Below are 15826 nucleotides of genomic sequence, written 5' to 3'. Positions count from 1 at the left end.
GATTATTAATATGAGCGCCGTAAGCAATTTTAGCGCCTTGTTTTTTATTATTATTTTTGCCGTTCCATTTATTTTTGAGGCTGGCTATATCTTGGGCGGCGATAGACAAAAAAAGCAACACCAAGAAATTCAATTAGAAATAAAGTTGTTTAACAACTAAGGGTGATCAAATGCGGATTATCGGCGGAAAACATAAAGGACGAAAGCTTATCTCCTCCAAAGTCAAAAATTTAAGGCCTACTGCGGATCGCGTCAAAGAGGCGCTTTTTAATATTATCCAAAATGATTTGGCTGGTTCTTATTTTTTGGATTTGTTTTCGGGAACGGGCAATATTGGGATTGAGGCGATAAGCAGAGGCGCAAAAGTTACTTTTTGCGATAACAATATTCAATTAATTAAAATAATAAAGGCCAACCTTGACTTAACAAAAGAACCCGCCGAAATTTTAAATTTGGACGCTTTTGATTGCATAAGATTTTTATACAATAAAAATCGGAAGTATGATTTTATATTTATTGACCCGCCTTATCAATATAATTGCGAGGAAGAAATCTTGCAAACATTATTAAAATATCCTATAATGAATAGAAATTCAAAAATAATTATAGAACATTCAACAAAAAAAGATTTTGTTTTTGACCAAAATTATTATAAAATAATTAATATAAAAAAATACGGCGACACGCAATTAACATTTTTTAGTTTTACGGAGTTTATATGAATGTAGTTTTTGCGGGGACTTTTGACCCATTCACTCTTGGGCATTTTGATGTTGCCTCAAGAGCCTCGGCGACATACGACAAAGTAATAATAGCTATCGCAAAAAGCGATGACAAGCGTTGTATGTTTGACCTGGACCAAAGAAAAAACATCGTAATCGCTTCCACAAAATCTTTAAAAAATGTGGAAGTGCATACTTTTGACGGGTTGCTTACAGATTTTTGTAAAAAACACAATTGCAGGCTTTTGATAAGAGGTTTAAGAACGGTTAATGATTTTGAGTATGAAAGATCTTTATCGCTTATTTACAAAAGCCTTGATCCCGAAATAGAAAGCGTGTTTTTTATTAATAACCCTAAATATTCTCATATACACAGTAGCTTGATAAGACAACTTATCATACAAAAAGCCGATATATCCGCAATGGTGCGTGAAGAAGCCGAAAAATTGATACGCAATTACATGGGGGAATAGATGGATTTTTATGACCTTATTTTAGAACTTGAAAACGAGTTTTTGGATACGGAAAAAGGTATTTTTGGCAAAAAAGTTAATGTTCAAAAATGCTTAAGTTTGATAGACGCCCTTAAGCGCGCTTTTCCTTCCGTTATCAAAGACGCCAATTATGTGGTGGCAAACAAAGAGGAGATTCTTATAGAAGCCGAGAGAAAGGCAAAACAAATCATCAAAGAAGCCGAAACGCATTCTAATATAATAATAAAAAACTCGGAGATAATGAAAAGAGCCGAAGAGGCTGCGGCGGCGCATTATGAGAATGTAAGGCAAGCTTGCGATGATTCTATCAACAAAGCGGCGGCAATAATATATACTATGTTTGAAGACATGGAAGATTTTTTGAAAAATATGCTGGAGATCTTAAAACAAAACCGCGACGATATGATTAATGGTTTAAAAGACAGCAATAGATAAAGACACTAAAAGAAAACTAATAAATATAATAATTACAGATATACGGAGCGTTATAAGATGTTTACTTTAGTAAAAACTATTGATCAACCTAAAACAATCAAAGAAATGTTGCCTGTTACAGAAGAACTAAAAGCGGTAAAACACGAAAGAGATTTGGAAATAACGCGGATAATCATGGGAGAAAGCGACAAGCTGCTTGTCTTAATCGGGCCGTGCAGCGCCGATAATGAGACTGCGGTTTTGGATTATGTAGGCAGGCTCGCCAAAGTCGCCGAAAAAATAAAAGACAAAGTTTTTATAGTTCCGAGGATTTATACCAATAAGCCGCGGACGCGCGGAGAAGGATATAAGGGTATGCTCCATCAACCCGATCCCAACAAAGAAACGGACATTCAAAGCGGGCTAATTGCCCTAAGGCGTTTGCATCTTAGGGCATTGCAAGAATTTGGCATGTCTTGCGCGGACGATATGTTATATCCCGAAAACCATTATTATGTTGACGATTTGATATCGTATGTGGCTGTCGGTGCAAGGTCGGTTGAAAACCAACAGCATAGGTTGGTGGCAAGCGGGATTGGCATGCCTACGGGCATGAAAAACCCTATGAACGGGAGCATGCATGTTTTGTTAAACTCTATTCATGCCGCCCAAATTCCCAACGAGTTCAAATTTAACTTTTGGCAAGTAAAGACGGACGGCAATCCTTTGGCGCACGCGATTTTGAGAGGCGCGGTTGATACTAACGGCATCAATGTGCCCAATTATCATTATGAAGATGTGGTTAAGTTTAGCGCGTTATACGAGGCAAGCGGTTTGAAAAACCCGACAATAATTATTGACACAAACCATTCAAATTCAGGTAAAAATCCTTTTGAGCAAATAAGGATAGTAAAAGAAGTTTTGGCCAACAAAAAGTCAAGCTCGCTGTTTGGCAAATATGTGAAAGGGTTTATGATTGAAAGTTACATTCAAGACGGCAAACAAGATGTTAACGGAAAAGAATATGGAAAGTCCATAACAGACGCCTGTCTTGGCTGGGAAAAGACCGAAAAATTATTGTATTATATCGCCGAAAACGCATAACTACTTTTAAAAAGGCAGGTTGAATAAAGTTGTTCAGAATAAAAAAGGAAATAGACTCGCCCGAGAAGATAAAGGAATATTTGCCTTTTCCCGAGGACTTAAAAGAACTCAAACAAAAACGCGATCAAGAAGCGATTGATATAATTTGCGGCAAAAGTTCTAAACTTTTGCTAATCATAGGACCGTGCAGCGCCGATAACGAAAGCGCTGTTTTGGAATATGTCAGAAGATTGGGCAAACTTCAAGAAAGGGTGGCTGAAAAGATTTTTATAATACCCAGAATTTATACCAACAAGCCGCGGACGCGCGGAGAAGGATATAAGGGCATGTTGCATCAGCCCGACCCTAACAGCGGGACCGACATTCAAGAAGGGATATTGTCGTTAAGAAGAATGCACATTAACGCGATAAAAGAATCGGGCCTAACAGCGGCCGATGAGATGCTATATCCGGATAACTATGCATATGTTGACGACCTTTTGACTTATGTTTCCATTGGCGCTAGATCCTCCGAAAACCAACAGCATAGGCTTGTTTGCAGCGGAATAGACTTGCCTGTGGGCGTAAAAAACCCGATGAACGGAAGCTTACAGGTATTGCTTAACTCTATCTATGCCGTCCAAATACCCAACGAATTTAAATATCATCATTATCAGGTGCAAACCGACGGCAATCCATACGCGCACGCGATATTAAGGGGCGCTGTGGATACCAATGGCATTCATATTCCCAATTACCACTTTGAAGATGTAATTAAATTTTCTAAATTATACGAAAAAACAGGGCTTAAAAACCCGTCTATAATTATAGACACCAATCATTCCAATTCGGGCAAAGACGCCATGCAGCAGATAAGAATAGTCCATGAAGTTATGAGCAATAAAAAATACAGCAAAGAGTTTGCAAAACACTTTAAAGGTTTTTTGATTGAAAGCTATCTTCAAGACGGCGCTCAAGATATAGACGGCAAAGAGTTTGGGAAATCAATAACCGACCCATGCATTGGCTGGGCTAAGACCGAGAGATTGGTTTTTGATATAGCGGAGCAATTATGAAAATAGGCTATTTGGGTCCGGAAAACAGTTATTCTTATCTTGTGGCGCAAAAAGTAAAATCCCCTGAAGATACCATAATACAATTTCCCACATTTATTGATGTCGCTTTGGCGGTTGGAAATCTTACGGATAAAGCCGTATTGCCCATAGAAAATTCATTGGAAGGTGCAGTAAGCAACACCTTGGATATTTTGGCGTGGGAATGCGAGCTTTATATTACCAAAGAAATTTGCTTGGAAATAAACCACAAGCTGATTATGAAAAAGACGGGCGATTTTAACAATATTAAAAAAATCATTACCCACGCCCAAGCCTACGGACAATGCAGAAAGTTTTTGGCAAAGCGTTATCCAAGCGCTGAAATAGTATATACATCTTCCACATCAAAAGCCGTTGAAAGCATTGAGGACGACTATACCGCCGCTATTGCCGGCGAGCATAATCTTAACCAGGATTTAAAAGCCTTGCCTGAAACAATACAAAACGACACGAACAACATAACGAGATTTGTGGTTTTAGAAAAAGAGCCTCGGCATCATAATACTAACCAAAAAATCTCTATTATATTTGACGCGGAAAACAAACCCGGCGGATTATTAAAAATATTGCAAATATTGCATGAACACAGTCTAAATATGACCAAAATAGAGTCGCGACCTTTCAAAAACCGTTATGGAAATTATATTTTTTTTGTGGACTTTTTGGGCAATGTAAACGACCAAAATGTCCAATCGGCTTTTGATAAAATCAAAAAATCAACCACATATTTTAAGTATTTGGGAAATTATTAACGCAGAAAAATAAGGCAAAAAATCAAAGTAATTATCAGCATGATTAATGACTGGGTTGTTTTTGATAAGAAATAAAAACTTATTTTTATGCCTGATTTGGTTAAGAAAGCCAAGTTCTGAAAATGCACCGATAAACCGCCCCAGGAAATTAAAAAACCGCAACAGACTGTTTTTTGGATAAGGCTTCCTCCTTGGGCGCTTATATGAAGGCATCCGTTGGTTATTTCTATTAACCCTCTTGTCAAGCCATCCGAAAAATTTTCGTTTATTCCAAGTTTTTCTAAGATTAATCTTAAAGGATACAAAAAATATATATCGTTTAAAATCTCAGCAATCATGTAAAAGATTGCTATAAATCCGCCTACTGTCAATACGCTGATAACGGAGTTATATACGCACTCAGATAAAACATTATCGGCGTTTTTTGTTTGCGGCGCTATTAATAATTTTGATTGAAAGTTTTTTGATTTATAATTGCTAAATATCAATCCATTGATTATATTGGATAAAATTTGCGATATAAGCAAAATTAAGCCCGCGGCGTATGATTTGAGCAATCCTATTCCTACGCTTCCCAGAACAAACATGGGGCTTGCCATAGAACAAAAACTAATAATTCTTGCGCCTTCATATGAGTCAATAAATCCTTTGTTATAAAAATCTTCTATTAGCTTAGCGCCTATTGGATAGCCGCTAATTAAACTCATAAAAAAAATATAAGCCGAAACGCCGCCTGTCTTAAATAATTTTGATGTCAAGGGATAAAATATTTTAGATATCTTTTGCGCCATTCCAAGCTCAATCAACGCCAAAGAAAAAAACAAGAAAGGAAAAACAGCTGGGACTATTACCGTCGCCCATACGATAAGCCCGTCTAAAGCGGATTGGATGTATTTGACGGGATTAATCAAAATAGATACGATTATAACGCATATAAAGAATATCAATATTATATGCGCTTTATAAAAAATCAATCTTAAAGGCCTTAATTTAGTTTTTGTTGTAAACATAAAAAAAATTTGTTAATATAATATATATCTTATGAAAAGGCGCAAATTAATATGTTTAATAAAAAACTGGCTTTAGTCTTGGGAGCGGGCGGCGCGCGAGGTTTTTGTCATATTGGCGTTTTAAAAGTCCTAGAAGAATACAACATAAAGCCCGATATTATTGTCGGCTCGTCTATGGGCGCGTTAGTGGGCGGTTTTTACGCCGCGGGTTTTTCTATAGATGAAATGATAAAAATTTCCAACAAGGTAAATCAAGCTACCGTAATGGACTTTGATTTGTTGCCGGGAAAAAAATTGGGATTAATCAATGGGAACAAAATAAAATCCATTTTAATAAAACATCTTGGCGACCAAAAGATTGAAGACCTAAAAATAAAATTCGCCTCAATCGCCACAGACCTTATAAGCGGCGAATCCGTAATGATAACAAGGGGCGAGCTTTGGAAAGCCATGCGCGCCAGCATGTCAATCCCTTTGGTTTTTAAGCCGTTTGAGTATGAGGGCAGGCTTTTTGTGGACGGAAGCGTGCATTATAGGCTTCCTATACCGCAAGCTTATAAACTTGGCGCCGACATAACTATAGCGGTTGACGCCATAGGCCCATACAAAAAAGGGCAAAAACCTTCGGGCATTATAAAAATGGCGGAGCAAACTTTTTTGTTAATGGATTGGGAAAACACAAAACGGATAAGCCATCTTTGCGATCTTTTATTAACGCCTGACATGCAAGACAGAAATTTGTTTATATTTAAGCAAAATGATTTGGCGATAAAAGCCGGCGAAGAATGCGCAAGACAAAATATAGGACAGATTTTGAAGCTGTTGAAAAAGCGCAGAAAAAAACAAAAGAGAGCAAAAAAAGCTTGACAATGTATTGCTTAAACTAATATAATATTGTTATATTAGACTAACATCCATATAGGATGTTTTTTAAATATTTGATTGTTAGTTATGACTAACATTATGTTTTTGGGGCTATAGTTATGACTTTAGAACAGTTAAAGATAGGGCAGCGTTGCAAAGTCAAAAAAATATTGGCCAAGGGCATGCTCAAAAGAAAACTCTTAGAAATGGGAATAACTCCCGGCGCTGAGATACTTTTTAGAAGAGTCGCGCCTTTGGGCGATCCGATTCAAATCTTCGTAAGAGGATATGATTTAAGCATAAGAAAGGCTGACGCGGAAAACATTTCTGTGGAAATTATTGATTAAATGGAGCTTGTATGGCATTAAGAATTGCGATAGCGGGCAATCCCAACAGCGGCAAGACTACGCTATTTAACGCTCTTACGGGCAGTAACGCCCGCGTAGGAAATTGGCCCGGAGTTACCGTTGAGAAAAAAGAAGGCATTTATAAGAAAAAAATATTAGGGCAAACCGCGCTTTTGGTTGATTTGCCGGGCATTTATTCCACTTCTCCTTATTCTCCCGAAGGTATAATCGCGCGAAATTACATCCAAAATGAAAAACCCGATATTGTTATCAATATAGTTGACGCCACCAATTTGTGCAGAAATTTATATCTTACAACCGAGCTAATTGAAATAGACACACCGATAGTAATCGCCCTAAATTATATAGATGTTTTGGAAAAGGATAATGTAAATTTTGACGCGATGGAATTGGAAAAAGCTTTAGGCGTAAAAGTTGTTCCTATATCGGCGCATAAAAAAAAGGGCTTGAATGAATTAATGGACGCCGCGTATAAGACCGCAACTTTAAGAAGACATGCGGCATCGGTATTGAGGCATTCATTTTTGGGCGACAGCATAATGAAGATTTCTAACTTTTTGCGCGATTTAAACATTTCGAGTTCGGATTATATCGCTGTCAAGTTGTTGGAAGAAGACCAAGTTCTTTTAGATTCATTAAATATAAACGATAACGCTAAAAAGACTATATTAGATATTATTGATAATATCAAGAAAGACTATGAAGACATAGAAGGGCTGGTTGCGGACTTAAGGTATGATTTTATAACCAAAAATTGCCAATGCGCCATAAAAAACCGCAAAAAACTCAAAGAAGCTACCAAAACAGAAAAAATTGACAAAGTCTTGACCCATAAGGTTTGGGGCTTGCCGATTTTTTTCTGTATTATGTTTTTAATTTTTTTCTTGGTTTTTGGCAAGTTTAAAATAGCCGGCGTTACGGTAATGATGCCGGGCGCTTTGGCGGCTTACGGCATAGAATGGGTTGTAGGCGAGATTGGCAAGCTGTTGGCCCGTTTTTTGTCTTTTGTCAACGCGTCTGATTGGGCCATAGCTTTGGTAATTGACGGAATTTATGGCGGCGTGGGGGCGGTTTTTGGATTTTTGCCATATATCCTAGTTATGTATTTATTTATATCCATTTTGGAGGCCACGGGATATATGGCGCGAGCCGCTTTTATTATGGATAGAGCGTTTAGGAAATTTGGCTTGAGCGGGAAATCCTTTGTGCCCATGCTTATGGGTTTTGGTTGCAGCGTGCCCGCCGTTATGGGCGCAAGAACATTGGAAAACGAAAACGAAAGAAGATTGACTATCTTGGTAACGCCTTTTATGTCTTGCGGCGCCAAACTGCCTATTTGGACATTTTTAACCGCGGCCTTTTTTGAGGGCATAACGGCTACATTGGTTATCTTTTCTATATATTTTTTGGGCATAGCAATGGCGGTGATAACCGGCGTTATTTTCCTAAAATTTGTATTCAAAAAGCAATACACGCCGTTTGTTATGGAAATGCCCCCGTATCGCGCGCCCCATGCCAAAACTTTATTGAGAATTTTGCTTGATAAATTTAAGAGTTTTGTAAAAAGAGCGGGAACTGTAATCTTAATTTCGTCGGTCATTATTTGGTTTTTGCAATCATTCAATTTTTCGTTTACAATGGTCGCCAATCCAAACGACAGCATAATGGCAAATATCGGAGGGATATTCGCCTATATATTTAAACCTATGGGCTTTGGGACTTGGCAGGCGGCGTTTGCCATTTTGTCTGGATTTGTGGCCAAAGAAGTGGTGGTCACCACATTTGGGACATTATCGGGCTTGGGCGACCCTTTGGAAAATGAAGGCTTAATGGAACAGGTCAAGGCTTGGATAACAAGCGCGGGCATATTTGTTTCGCCTTTGGCAGTATATTGTTTTATGGTTTTTAACCTTTTGGCGCCGCCGTGTTTTGCGGCAATAGGCGCGATATCCCAAGAAGTAAAATCAAAAAAATGGACAGCGGTTATATTGGTCTATCAATTAATTTTGGCTTATTTGATATCGCTGTTAATTTATGGCTTGGGCAACCTTGTTATGCTTATAACTTAATTAAATAGCATATGATTAATATATAGGAGAAAAATAATGACACCCGCCGATATTGTGATATTAGTTTTAGTAAGTTTGTCCGTAATAGGCGCAATCGCGTATCTGGTAAAAAATAAAATCAAAAATAAAAAACAAGGCGTCAAGGCATGCCATGGCTGCGATTTATGCAAATATATACAAAAAGACGATAAAAATAAATAAAAAAACCCCCTTTCTAATAAAGGGGATTTTTTTAAATTTGCGTTATATCCACTATTGTCAAATCTGGGTTTTGCTTGTTGATTTTGAGAGCGTATATAAGCGCGTTGACAGTGTCTATGCAAGTAAGGCAGGGGATGGATAATTCAACGCAGCGCCTTCTGATTTTTAGTCCGTCCACTTCGGTTTTTCTATTGCGGCTTGGCGTATTTATTAACAAGCTGATTTTTCCCGAATCCAGAGTGGAAAGTATATCAAAAGAGCCTTCCCCAATCTTATCAACCGTTATAGTCGGTATTCCGTTTTCGTTAAGCGTTTTTGAAGTTCCTTTGGTGGCGTAGAGTATAAAGCCTAGTTTTCTCAATTCCTCGGCAACAGGCGCTATTTCTTGTTTATCTTGATCATTGACCGTGATCAAAACGCCGCCGCCTACGGGCGCTTTTATGCCCGAAGCCAAAAGCCCTTTGTATAACGCCTGGCCAAAGCTTTTGTCAATACCCAACACTTCGCCCGTTGACTTCATCTCGGGGCCCAAACTAACCTCAACTCCTCCTAGTTTGGCAAAAGAGAACACAGGCACTTTTACCGCGCAATAAGCGCTTTCGGGATAAAGGCCTGTGCCATAGCCCAAGTCTTTAAGTTTTTTGCCTATTGTGCAAGCCGTGGCAATGTCCACAACGGGCACATTGGTTACTTTGCTTATATAAGGCACGGTTCTTGACGAGCGGGGGTTGACTTCTATCACATAAAGTTCGTTATCAAAATACACAAACTGAATATTCACAAGTCCAATGACATTAAGCGCCATTGAAAGTTTATAGGTGTATTCCACGACTTTTTGTTTGATTAGGGCGGGGATAGTCTGGGTAGGATAAACGGAGATGCTGTCGCCGCTATGAATTCCGGCCCTTTCCAAATGCTCCATAATGCCCGGTATCAATATGTCTTCGCCGTCGCATATAGCGTCAACTTCCAGCTCTCTTCCCATAAGATATTTGTCAACCAAGACAGGGTGTTCTTGTTTGACTGTGTTTATTATCTGCATAAATTCTTTGACGTCTTGGCTGTTATAACAAATTTGCATCCCTTGTCCGCCCAAAACATAACTAGGCCTTACCAAAACCGGATAACCCAAAGCTTCTGCCGCGGCGACCGCTTTAGCTTTTGAAAACACAGCCATTCCTTTGGGGCGGGGGATATTGCAAGATTCCAAAATCTCGTCAAATTTTTCGCGGTCTTCTGCGGCGTCTATGCTTTTTTCGCTGGTCCCCATAATGGGCACGCCCAAATTAACCAAAGTCTTGGTAAGTTTTATTGCCGTCTGACCGCCAAATTGCACCAAAGCCGCGTCGGGCTGTTCGTTTTCCACAAGGGTCTCAATGTCCTCGGGCGTTAAAGGCTCAAAATAAAGTTTATCCGAAGTATCAAAGTCTGTGGAAACAGTTTCAGGATTGCTGTTGGCTATGATTGTTTCATAACCCGCTTCTTTTAGGGCCCAAACGCAATGTACGGAACAATAGTCAAATTCTATGCCTTGGCCTATTCTGATTGGCCCAGAGCCCAATACCAAGACTTTTTTCTTATCGTCGCTTGGAGATTTACTTTTTCCGTCATAGGCGGAATAATAATAAGGCGTGTAAGCGTCCAACTTAGAAGCGTAAGTATCCACCGTTTTATAGGCGGGATTTATGTTATATTTTTTTCTAAGTTTTGTAATATCTTCTTTTTTCGCGCCTACAAATTCTCCAATGAGTTTGTCCGTAAAGCCAAGTTGTTTAGAGCGCATTAAGATATCGGCGGTCAAATCTATTAATTTTAATTTTTTGAGCTTTTTCTCCCAAAGGATAAGGTTATTGATTTTTTCTAAAAAGTATCTATCAATTTTAGTGATTTGAGCGATTTTTTCAATATCAATATCTCGCCTTAAAGCCTCGGCTACCACAAAGATTCTTTCATCGGTAACCTCATGCAGCATGTTTTCAATTTGCTCGTCAGTAAATTTGGCATGCTTAGATAGCTGGAGGTGATAAAGATTTAACTCAAGGGAACGCACCGCCTTCATTAATGCGCTTTCAAATGTTGTGCTTATCGCCATAATTTCGCCCGTTGCTTTCATTTGGGTTCCTAAGGTTCTATTGGCGTGAACAAATTTGTCAAAAGGCCATTTGGGAATTTTGACTACCAAATAATCCATTACAGGCTCAATATCGGATTGCGTTGAATTTTTTTGTATCTCATCAAGCGTGTATCCTATGGCTATCTTCGTGGCAATTCTAGCTATGGGATATCCTGTCGCTTTTGAGGCTAGCGCGGACGAGCGCGATACTCTAGGGTTTACTTCTATTACCGCGTATTCAAGACTTTGGGGACGCAAAGCGAATTGAATATTGCATCCGCCTTCAATTCCTAAAGCCGAAATAATTTTTAAAGACGCCGTCCTTAACATTTGGCGCTGTTCTTGGGATAATGTTTGGCAGGGCGCGACCACTATGCTGTCTCCAGTGTGAACGCCGACTGGGTCAACATTTTCCATATCGCACACGATAATAACGTTATCTTTGCTATCGCGTATCGCTTCATACTCAATTTCTTTCCAGCCTGTTATGTCTTTTTCTATCAAAGCTTGATGCGCTCTAGAAAGCCTAAGGCCGTTAGACGCAATCTCTTTTAACTCCTCTTTGTTATTGGCTTTGCCGCCGCCTGTGCCGCCCAAAGTATAGGCGGGTCTAACAATTACGGGATAACCGATTTCTTCGGCAAATTCCAAGGCGTCCTGCACTCTAGTGACAACTTTGCTTGCGATACAAGGCTCGTTGATTTTGAGCATTGTATCTTTAAATTCTTGACGGTCCTCGGCCATTTTTATCGCGGATATATTCGTTCCCAAAAGCTTAATATTTTCTTTAGCCCAAAATCCTTCCTCGGCAAGCTCCATTGCCAAGTTAAGACCTGTTTGTCCGCCTAAAGACGGCAATACGCTATCAGGCCGTTCTGTTAAGACTATTTTTTTGACAAAGTCAGGCGTTAAGGGCTCTATATAAACTTTATCGGCTATATTTTTGTCGGTCATTATAGTGGCTGGATTTGAGTTTATCAAGACGATTTTAAGTCCTTCCTCTTTTAACGCGCGGCAAGCTTGAGTTCCCGCATAATCAAATTCCGCCGCTTGCCCGATAATGATCGGACCCGAACCGATAACAAGCACTTTTTTTATAGATTTATTTTTTGGCATATTTAACCTTCCTTTCTATGTATGGGTTGCAAAATTTTAATGCGCTAAAAAAGGGCAAAAAAATTTTTTTATTCAAACCTAAAAAAAGGGTAATCATTTTATGATTACCTCTTAAATTTCTCAAATTTTATTATTGCATCCAAGCACATTTCTTATTTTATGTTTTACCAATTGTTTTACGCTTTCTCGGGCGGGTGCTAAGTATTGGCGCGGGTCAAAATGAGAGGGGTTTTCCATAAGATATTTTCTTATGGCCGCCGTAAACGCCATTCTCAAATCGCTGTCAATATTGATTTTGCAAACAGCCATTTTAGCGGCTTTTCTCAGCATTTCTTCGGGTACGCCTTTCGCGCCTACTAAATCGCCGCCATTATTTTGTATTATATCAACATATTCGGACAAGACCGAACTTGCGCCGTGCAACACTATGGGAAAATTAGGCAATCTTCTTGCAACTTCTTCCAAAATATCAAATCTTAGCTTGGGTTCGCCTTTGAATTTATAAACTCCATGGCTTGTTCCTATGGCTATCGCCAAGGAATCAACGCCCGTTCTTTCAACAAACTCTTCAACTTGCGAAGGGTCGGTAAAGGCCGAATCGTTTTCCGACACATAGATACCATCCTCAATACCCGCTAATCTGCCAAGCTCGGCTTCCACTGTTACATTTCTAGGATGGGCATATTCCACGACCTTTCTTGTTATTCTGATGTTTTCCTCAAAAGAATGATGCGAAGCGTCAATCATAACAGATGTAAAACCGTCATCAATCGCGGATACGCATAGCTCATAGGTATCGCCGTGGTCTAGATGCAAAGCTATAGGCAAATTGCTTTCTTTTACCGCGCTTTCAACCAATGCTTTTAAATAAATGGGGTTTGCGTATTTTCTTGCGCCGTTTGATACTTGTAGTATTAAGGGGGCTCTTTCTTCAATAGCTGCTGAAACAATTCCTTGAATCATTTCCATGTTGTTTACATTAAAAGCGCCTACGGCATAACCACCTGCGTAGGCTTTCATCAACATCTCTTTCGTATTAACTAGTGGCATTTAACTCTCCAAGTAATTTTTTCTTTGAATATTATACACTAATCGCCAATATTTGACTAGCGTTTTTAGTATTTGCAAAGCGTTTTTATTTATATTTTTTCAAAGAAAATATATTTAAATTATTATTTTTTTTGTTTTATAAAAAATTATAATAAAAAATGATTTAAATTAATAAAAAATCTAAAGTATGTTATAATTTTATAACGATAACGGCTTGTCCGGGGAATTTATCTATTTTGGATAATGTCAATTTATTTGGCAAATAATAACAGTTAGTGTATAATGATAATGAATTCACAATCGGAGATGTATAAATGGTTGATCCAAGATTAACAAAGCTTGCTCAAAATTTGGTAAATTACTCTTGTAGTCTAAAAAAGGGCGAAAAGATATACATAGAAGCTTACGATATAGATTATATGCTTGTTAATGAAATAATAAAAGAAGTTTACAAAGTAGGGGGATTTCCTTTTATAAGCTTGTATGATACAAGGGTTCAACGCCAGCTTCTTTTGCAAACAACTCAAGAACATTGCTCCCTTAGGGCTAAATACGCAAAATATCTTATGTCCGATATGGACGCCTATATTGGAATAAGAGGCGCAAACAATACCTTTGAATTATCCGATGTGCCTGCCGAAAAAATGGGCTTAGATAACAAATATTACGCGTATCCCATTCATCATGAAATCAGGGTCGCTAAGACCAAATGGGTTATCTTAAGATATCCCAATCCTTCAATGGCGCAAGCTTCTTCTATGAGCACCGAAGAATTTGAGGATTTGTATTTTAAGGTATGCAATTTGGATTATTCCAAAATGGACAAGGCGATGGATAATCTAAAGGCCTATATGGAAAAAACAGATATGGTAAGGCTGGTTACCCCGACTACCGATTTGTCTTTTTCCATAAAAAATATTCCCGTTATAAAATGTTCGGGCCAAAGAAATATACCCGACGGCGAAATATATACGGCGCCCATCAAAGACAGCGTCAACGGGGTCATAGAATACAACGCTCCGTCAATGCATCAAGGGCTTAAATACGAAAAAGTAAGGTTTGTTATTAAAAACGGCAAAATTATTGAAGCTACGGCCAACCATACCGAAGCGCTCAACAAAGTATTGGACACAGACGAGGGCGCAAGATATTTTGGCGAGTTTTCTTTTGGCCTTAATCCTTATATAACCAAGCCCACAGGCGATATTTTGTTTGACGAAAAGATTTCAGGATCAATCCATTTTACGCCGGGCGCTTCTTATGACGAGGCTTTCAACGGGAACAAATCCGCTGTTCATTGGGATTTGGTTTTGATTATGACGCCTGAATACGGCGGCGGCGAAATTTACATGGACGGCAAACTTGTCAGAAAAGACGGACGATTTGTAATAAAAGAATTGGAATGCCTTAACCCTGATAATTTAATGTGATTTAAATTTTTAATATATATGGAGGTAAAATTATATGGCACAAAATGTAGTAAAAGTCGGTATCAACGGCTTTGGTAGAATTGGCAGACTTGTCTTGCGCGCGTCTTTAGATAACCCTAATGTAAAAGTTGTCGCTATTAATGACCCTTTCTTGAATTTGGATTACGCGGCTTACATGTTTAAGTATGATACAATTCATGGAAGATTTAAAGGGGATGTGGAAGTTAGGGACGGCAAGCTGCTAATCAACGGCAATGAAATCTATTTCTTCGCCGAAAAAGACCCCGCGGACATCAAATGGAGCGAAGCGGGCGCGGAATATATTGCTGAGGCCACAGGCGTGTTTACTACCATGGAAGCCGCTTCGGCTCATTTGAAAGCCGGCGCAAAAAAGGTTATCATTACCGCGCCTTCCAAAGACGCGCCTATGTTTGTAATGGGCGTTAACAACGACAAATATACCAAAGACCTTACTATTATAAGCAACGCAAGCTGCACAACCAACTGCCTTGCGCCATTGGCAAAGGTTATTAATGACAAATTCGGAATTGAAGAAGGGCTTATGACTACCGTTCATTCAACCACAGCGACCCAAAAGACAGTTGACGGGCCTTCCAAAAAAGACTGGAGAGGCGGCCGGGCCGCTTCAGCAAACATTATTCCTTCCTCCACAGGCGCCGCCAAGGCTGTGGGCAAGGTTATCCCCGAGCTTAACGGCAAGCTCACAGGAATGGCGTTTAGAGTGCCCACGCTTAATGTTTCTGTAGTTGACCTTACTTGCACATTAAAGACGCCAACCACTTATGAAGAAATTTGCAAGGCTATCAAAGAAGCTTGCGAAACCAATATGAAAGGTATTATGGCTTATACCGAAGAAGCGGTTGTATCTTCCGACTTTATCGGCGATCCTCATACTTCAATCTTTGACGCGAAAGCGGGAATAATGCTCAGCGATAAGTTTGTAAAGCTTGTAGCATGGTATGACAATGAATGGGGTTATTCTTGCAAAGTAGTTGACCTAATCG

At 39.1% G+C, this 15826-nt stretch carries 14 protein-coding genes and 1 pseudogene; 12 read left to right on the top strand and 3 right to left on the bottom strand.

Annotated elements, in window-relative coordinates; genetic code table 11:
• Window positions 1–164 precede the first annotated feature (164 nt).
• The 6 genes and pseudogenes from rsmD to pheA all read left to right on the top strand — a co-directional run bounded on the left by rsmD (window position 165) and on the right by pheA (window position 4580).
• Window positions 165–722, top strand: a pseudogene (gene rsmD / locus GX756_05595) (16S rRNA (guanine(966)-N(2))-methyltransferase RsmD).
• Window positions 719–1195, top strand: a complete 477-nt coding sequence (coaD, locus tag GX756_05590) for a pantetheine-phosphate adenylyltransferase (GenBank protein ID NLC17335.1) — start codon at window positions 719–721, stop codon at window positions 1193–1195. The pseudogene rsmD and the gene coaD overlap by 4 nt, the downstream one beginning before the upstream one ends.
• On the top strand, window positions 1196–1651 hold the full coding sequence (locus GX756_05585) for a hypothetical protein (GenBank protein ID NLC17334.1): 456 nt from the start codon (window positions 1196–1198) through the stop codon (window positions 1649–1651).
• 57 nt (window positions 1652–1708) lie between these two features.
• Window positions 1709–2734 (top strand): 3-deoxy-7-phosphoheptulonate synthase, encoded by a 1026-nt coding sequence (locus GX756_05580; GenBank protein NLC17333.1) that lies wholly within the window; start codon window positions 1709–1711, stop codon window positions 2732–2734.
• Between the two features lie 29 nt (window positions 2735–2763).
• Window positions 2764–3789 (top strand): 3-deoxy-7-phosphoheptulonate synthase, encoded by a 1026-nt coding sequence (locus tag GX756_05575; protein NLC17332.1) that lies wholly within the window; start codon window positions 2764–2766, stop codon window positions 3787–3789.
• Entirely contained in the window at window positions 3786–4580 is a 795-nt protein-coding gene (pheA, locus tag GX756_05570) for a prephenate dehydratase (GenBank protein ID NLC17331.1), read from the top strand. Before GX756_05575 ends, pheA begins: the two co-directional genes overlap by 4 nt.
• Here the strand turns inward: pheA and GX756_05565 are convergent.
• Window positions 4577–5554, bottom strand: a complete 978-nt coding sequence (locus tag GX756_05565; protein ID NLC17330.1) for a hypothetical protein — start codon at window positions 5552–5554, stop codon at window positions 4577–4579. The genes pheA and GX756_05565 overlap by 4 nt on opposite strands.
• A gap of 87 nt (window positions 5555–5641) precedes the next feature.
• Here GX756_05565 and GX756_05560 point away from each other — a divergent pair, with 87 nt between their 5' ends.
• The 4 genes from GX756_05560 to GX756_05545 all read left to right on the top strand — a co-directional run bounded on the left by GX756_05560 (window position 5642) and on the right by GX756_05545 (window position 9092).
• Window positions 5642–6457 (top strand): patatin family protein, encoded by an 816-nt coding sequence (locus GX756_05560; protein NLC17329.1) that lies wholly within the window; start codon window positions 5642–5644, stop codon window positions 6455–6457.
• A 116-nt stretch (window positions 6458–6573) separates the two neighbouring features.
• Complete coding sequence (locus GX756_05555) at window positions 6574–6801, top strand: ferrous iron transport protein A (GenBank protein ID NLC17328.1); 228 nt, start codon at window positions 6574–6576, stop codon at window positions 6799–6801.
• A gap of 11 nt (window positions 6802–6812) precedes the next feature.
• Window positions 6813–8891, top strand: a complete 2079-nt coding sequence (gene feoB / locus GX756_05550) for a ferrous iron transport protein B (GenBank protein ID NLC17327.1) — start codon at window positions 6813–6815, stop codon at window positions 8889–8891.
• Between the two features lie 36 nt (window positions 8892–8927).
• On the top strand, window positions 8928–9092 hold the full coding sequence (locus GX756_05545) for a hypothetical protein (GenBank protein ID NLC17326.1): 165 nt from the start codon (window positions 8928–8930) through the stop codon (window positions 9090–9092).
• Between the two features lie 31 nt (window positions 9093–9123).
• Here GX756_05545 and carB read toward each other — a convergent pair whose 3' ends face one another.
• Both carB and fba read right to left on the bottom strand, forming a co-directional pair.
• Entirely contained in the window at window positions 9124–12321 is a 3198-nt protein-coding gene (gene carB, locus GX756_05540) for a carbamoyl-phosphate synthase large subunit (GenBank protein ID NLC17325.1), read from the bottom strand.
• A gap of 120 nt (window positions 12322–12441) precedes the next feature.
• Window positions 12442–13371, bottom strand: a complete 930-nt coding sequence (gene fba, locus GX756_05535; GenBank protein NLC17324.1) for a class II fructose-1,6-bisphosphate aldolase — start codon at window positions 13369–13371, stop codon at window positions 12442–12444.
• Window positions 13372–13685: 314 nt separating this feature from the next.
• Here fba and GX756_05530 point away from each other — a divergent pair, with 314 nt between their 5' ends.
• Window positions 13686–14801, top strand: coding sequence for an aminopeptidase (locus tag GX756_05530; protein NLC17323.1), 1116 nt, complete (start codon window positions 13686–13688; stop codon window positions 14799–14801).
• 34 nt (window positions 14802–14835) lie between these two features.
• Window positions 14836–15826 (top strand): type I glyceraldehyde-3-phosphate dehydrogenase (gap, locus tag GX756_05525; protein NLC17322.1); only part of this gene is annotated, 991 nt, incomplete at its 3' end.

It is taken from the genome of Clostridiales bacterium, from assembly GCA_012512255.1.
Lineage (GTDB): Bacteria > Bacillota > Clostridia > Christensenellales > DUVY01 > DUVY01.
The sequence above is the reverse complement of the archived record's forward strand: the minus strand, read 5'-3'. Positions and strand labels throughout refer to the sequence as shown.

What these genes read in the sequence shown, in the direction of transcription:
- coaD (NLC17335.1), top strand. Translation starts at nt 719, where the DNA reads ATGAATGTAGTTTTTGCGGGGACTTTTGACCCATTCACTCTTGGGCAT.
- GX756_05585 (NLC17334.1), top strand. Translation starts at nt 1,196, where the DNA reads ATGGATTTTTATGACCTTATTTTAGAACTTGAAAACGAGTTTTTGGAT.
- GX756_05580 (NLC17333.1), top strand. Translation starts at nt 1,709, where the DNA reads ATGTTTACTTTAGTAAAAACTATTGATCAACCTAAAACAATCAAAGAA.
- pheA (NLC17331.1), top strand. Translation starts at nt 3,786, where the DNA reads ATGAAAATAGGCTATTTGGGTCCGGAAAACAGTTATTCTTATCTTGTG.
- GX756_05560 (NLC17329.1), top strand. Translation starts at nt 5,642, where the DNA reads ATGTTTAATAAAAAACTGGCTTTAGTCTTGGGAGCGGGCGGCGCGCGA.
- GX756_05555 (NLC17328.1), top strand. Translation starts at nt 6,574, where the DNA reads ATGACTTTAGAACAGTTAAAGATAGGGCAGCGTTGCAAAGTCAAAAAA.
- feoB (NLC17327.1), top strand. Translation starts at nt 6,813, where the DNA reads ATGGCATTAAGAATTGCGATAGCGGGCAATCCCAACAGCGGCAAGACT.
- GX756_05545 (NLC17326.1), top strand. Translation starts at nt 8,928, where the DNA reads ATGACACCCGCCGATATTGTGATATTAGTTTTAGTAAGTTTGTCCGTA.
- carB (NLC17325.1), bottom strand. Translation starts at nt 12,321, where the DNA reads ATGCCAAAAAATAAATCTATAAAAAAAGTGCTTGTTATCGGTTCGGGT.
- fba (NLC17324.1), bottom strand. Translation starts at nt 13,371, where the DNA reads ATGCCACTAGTTAATACGAAAGAGATGTTGATGAAAGCCTACGCAGGT.
- GX756_05530 (NLC17323.1), top strand. Translation starts at nt 13,686, where the DNA reads ATGGTTGATCCAAGATTAACAAAGCTTGCTCAAAATTTGGTAAATTAC.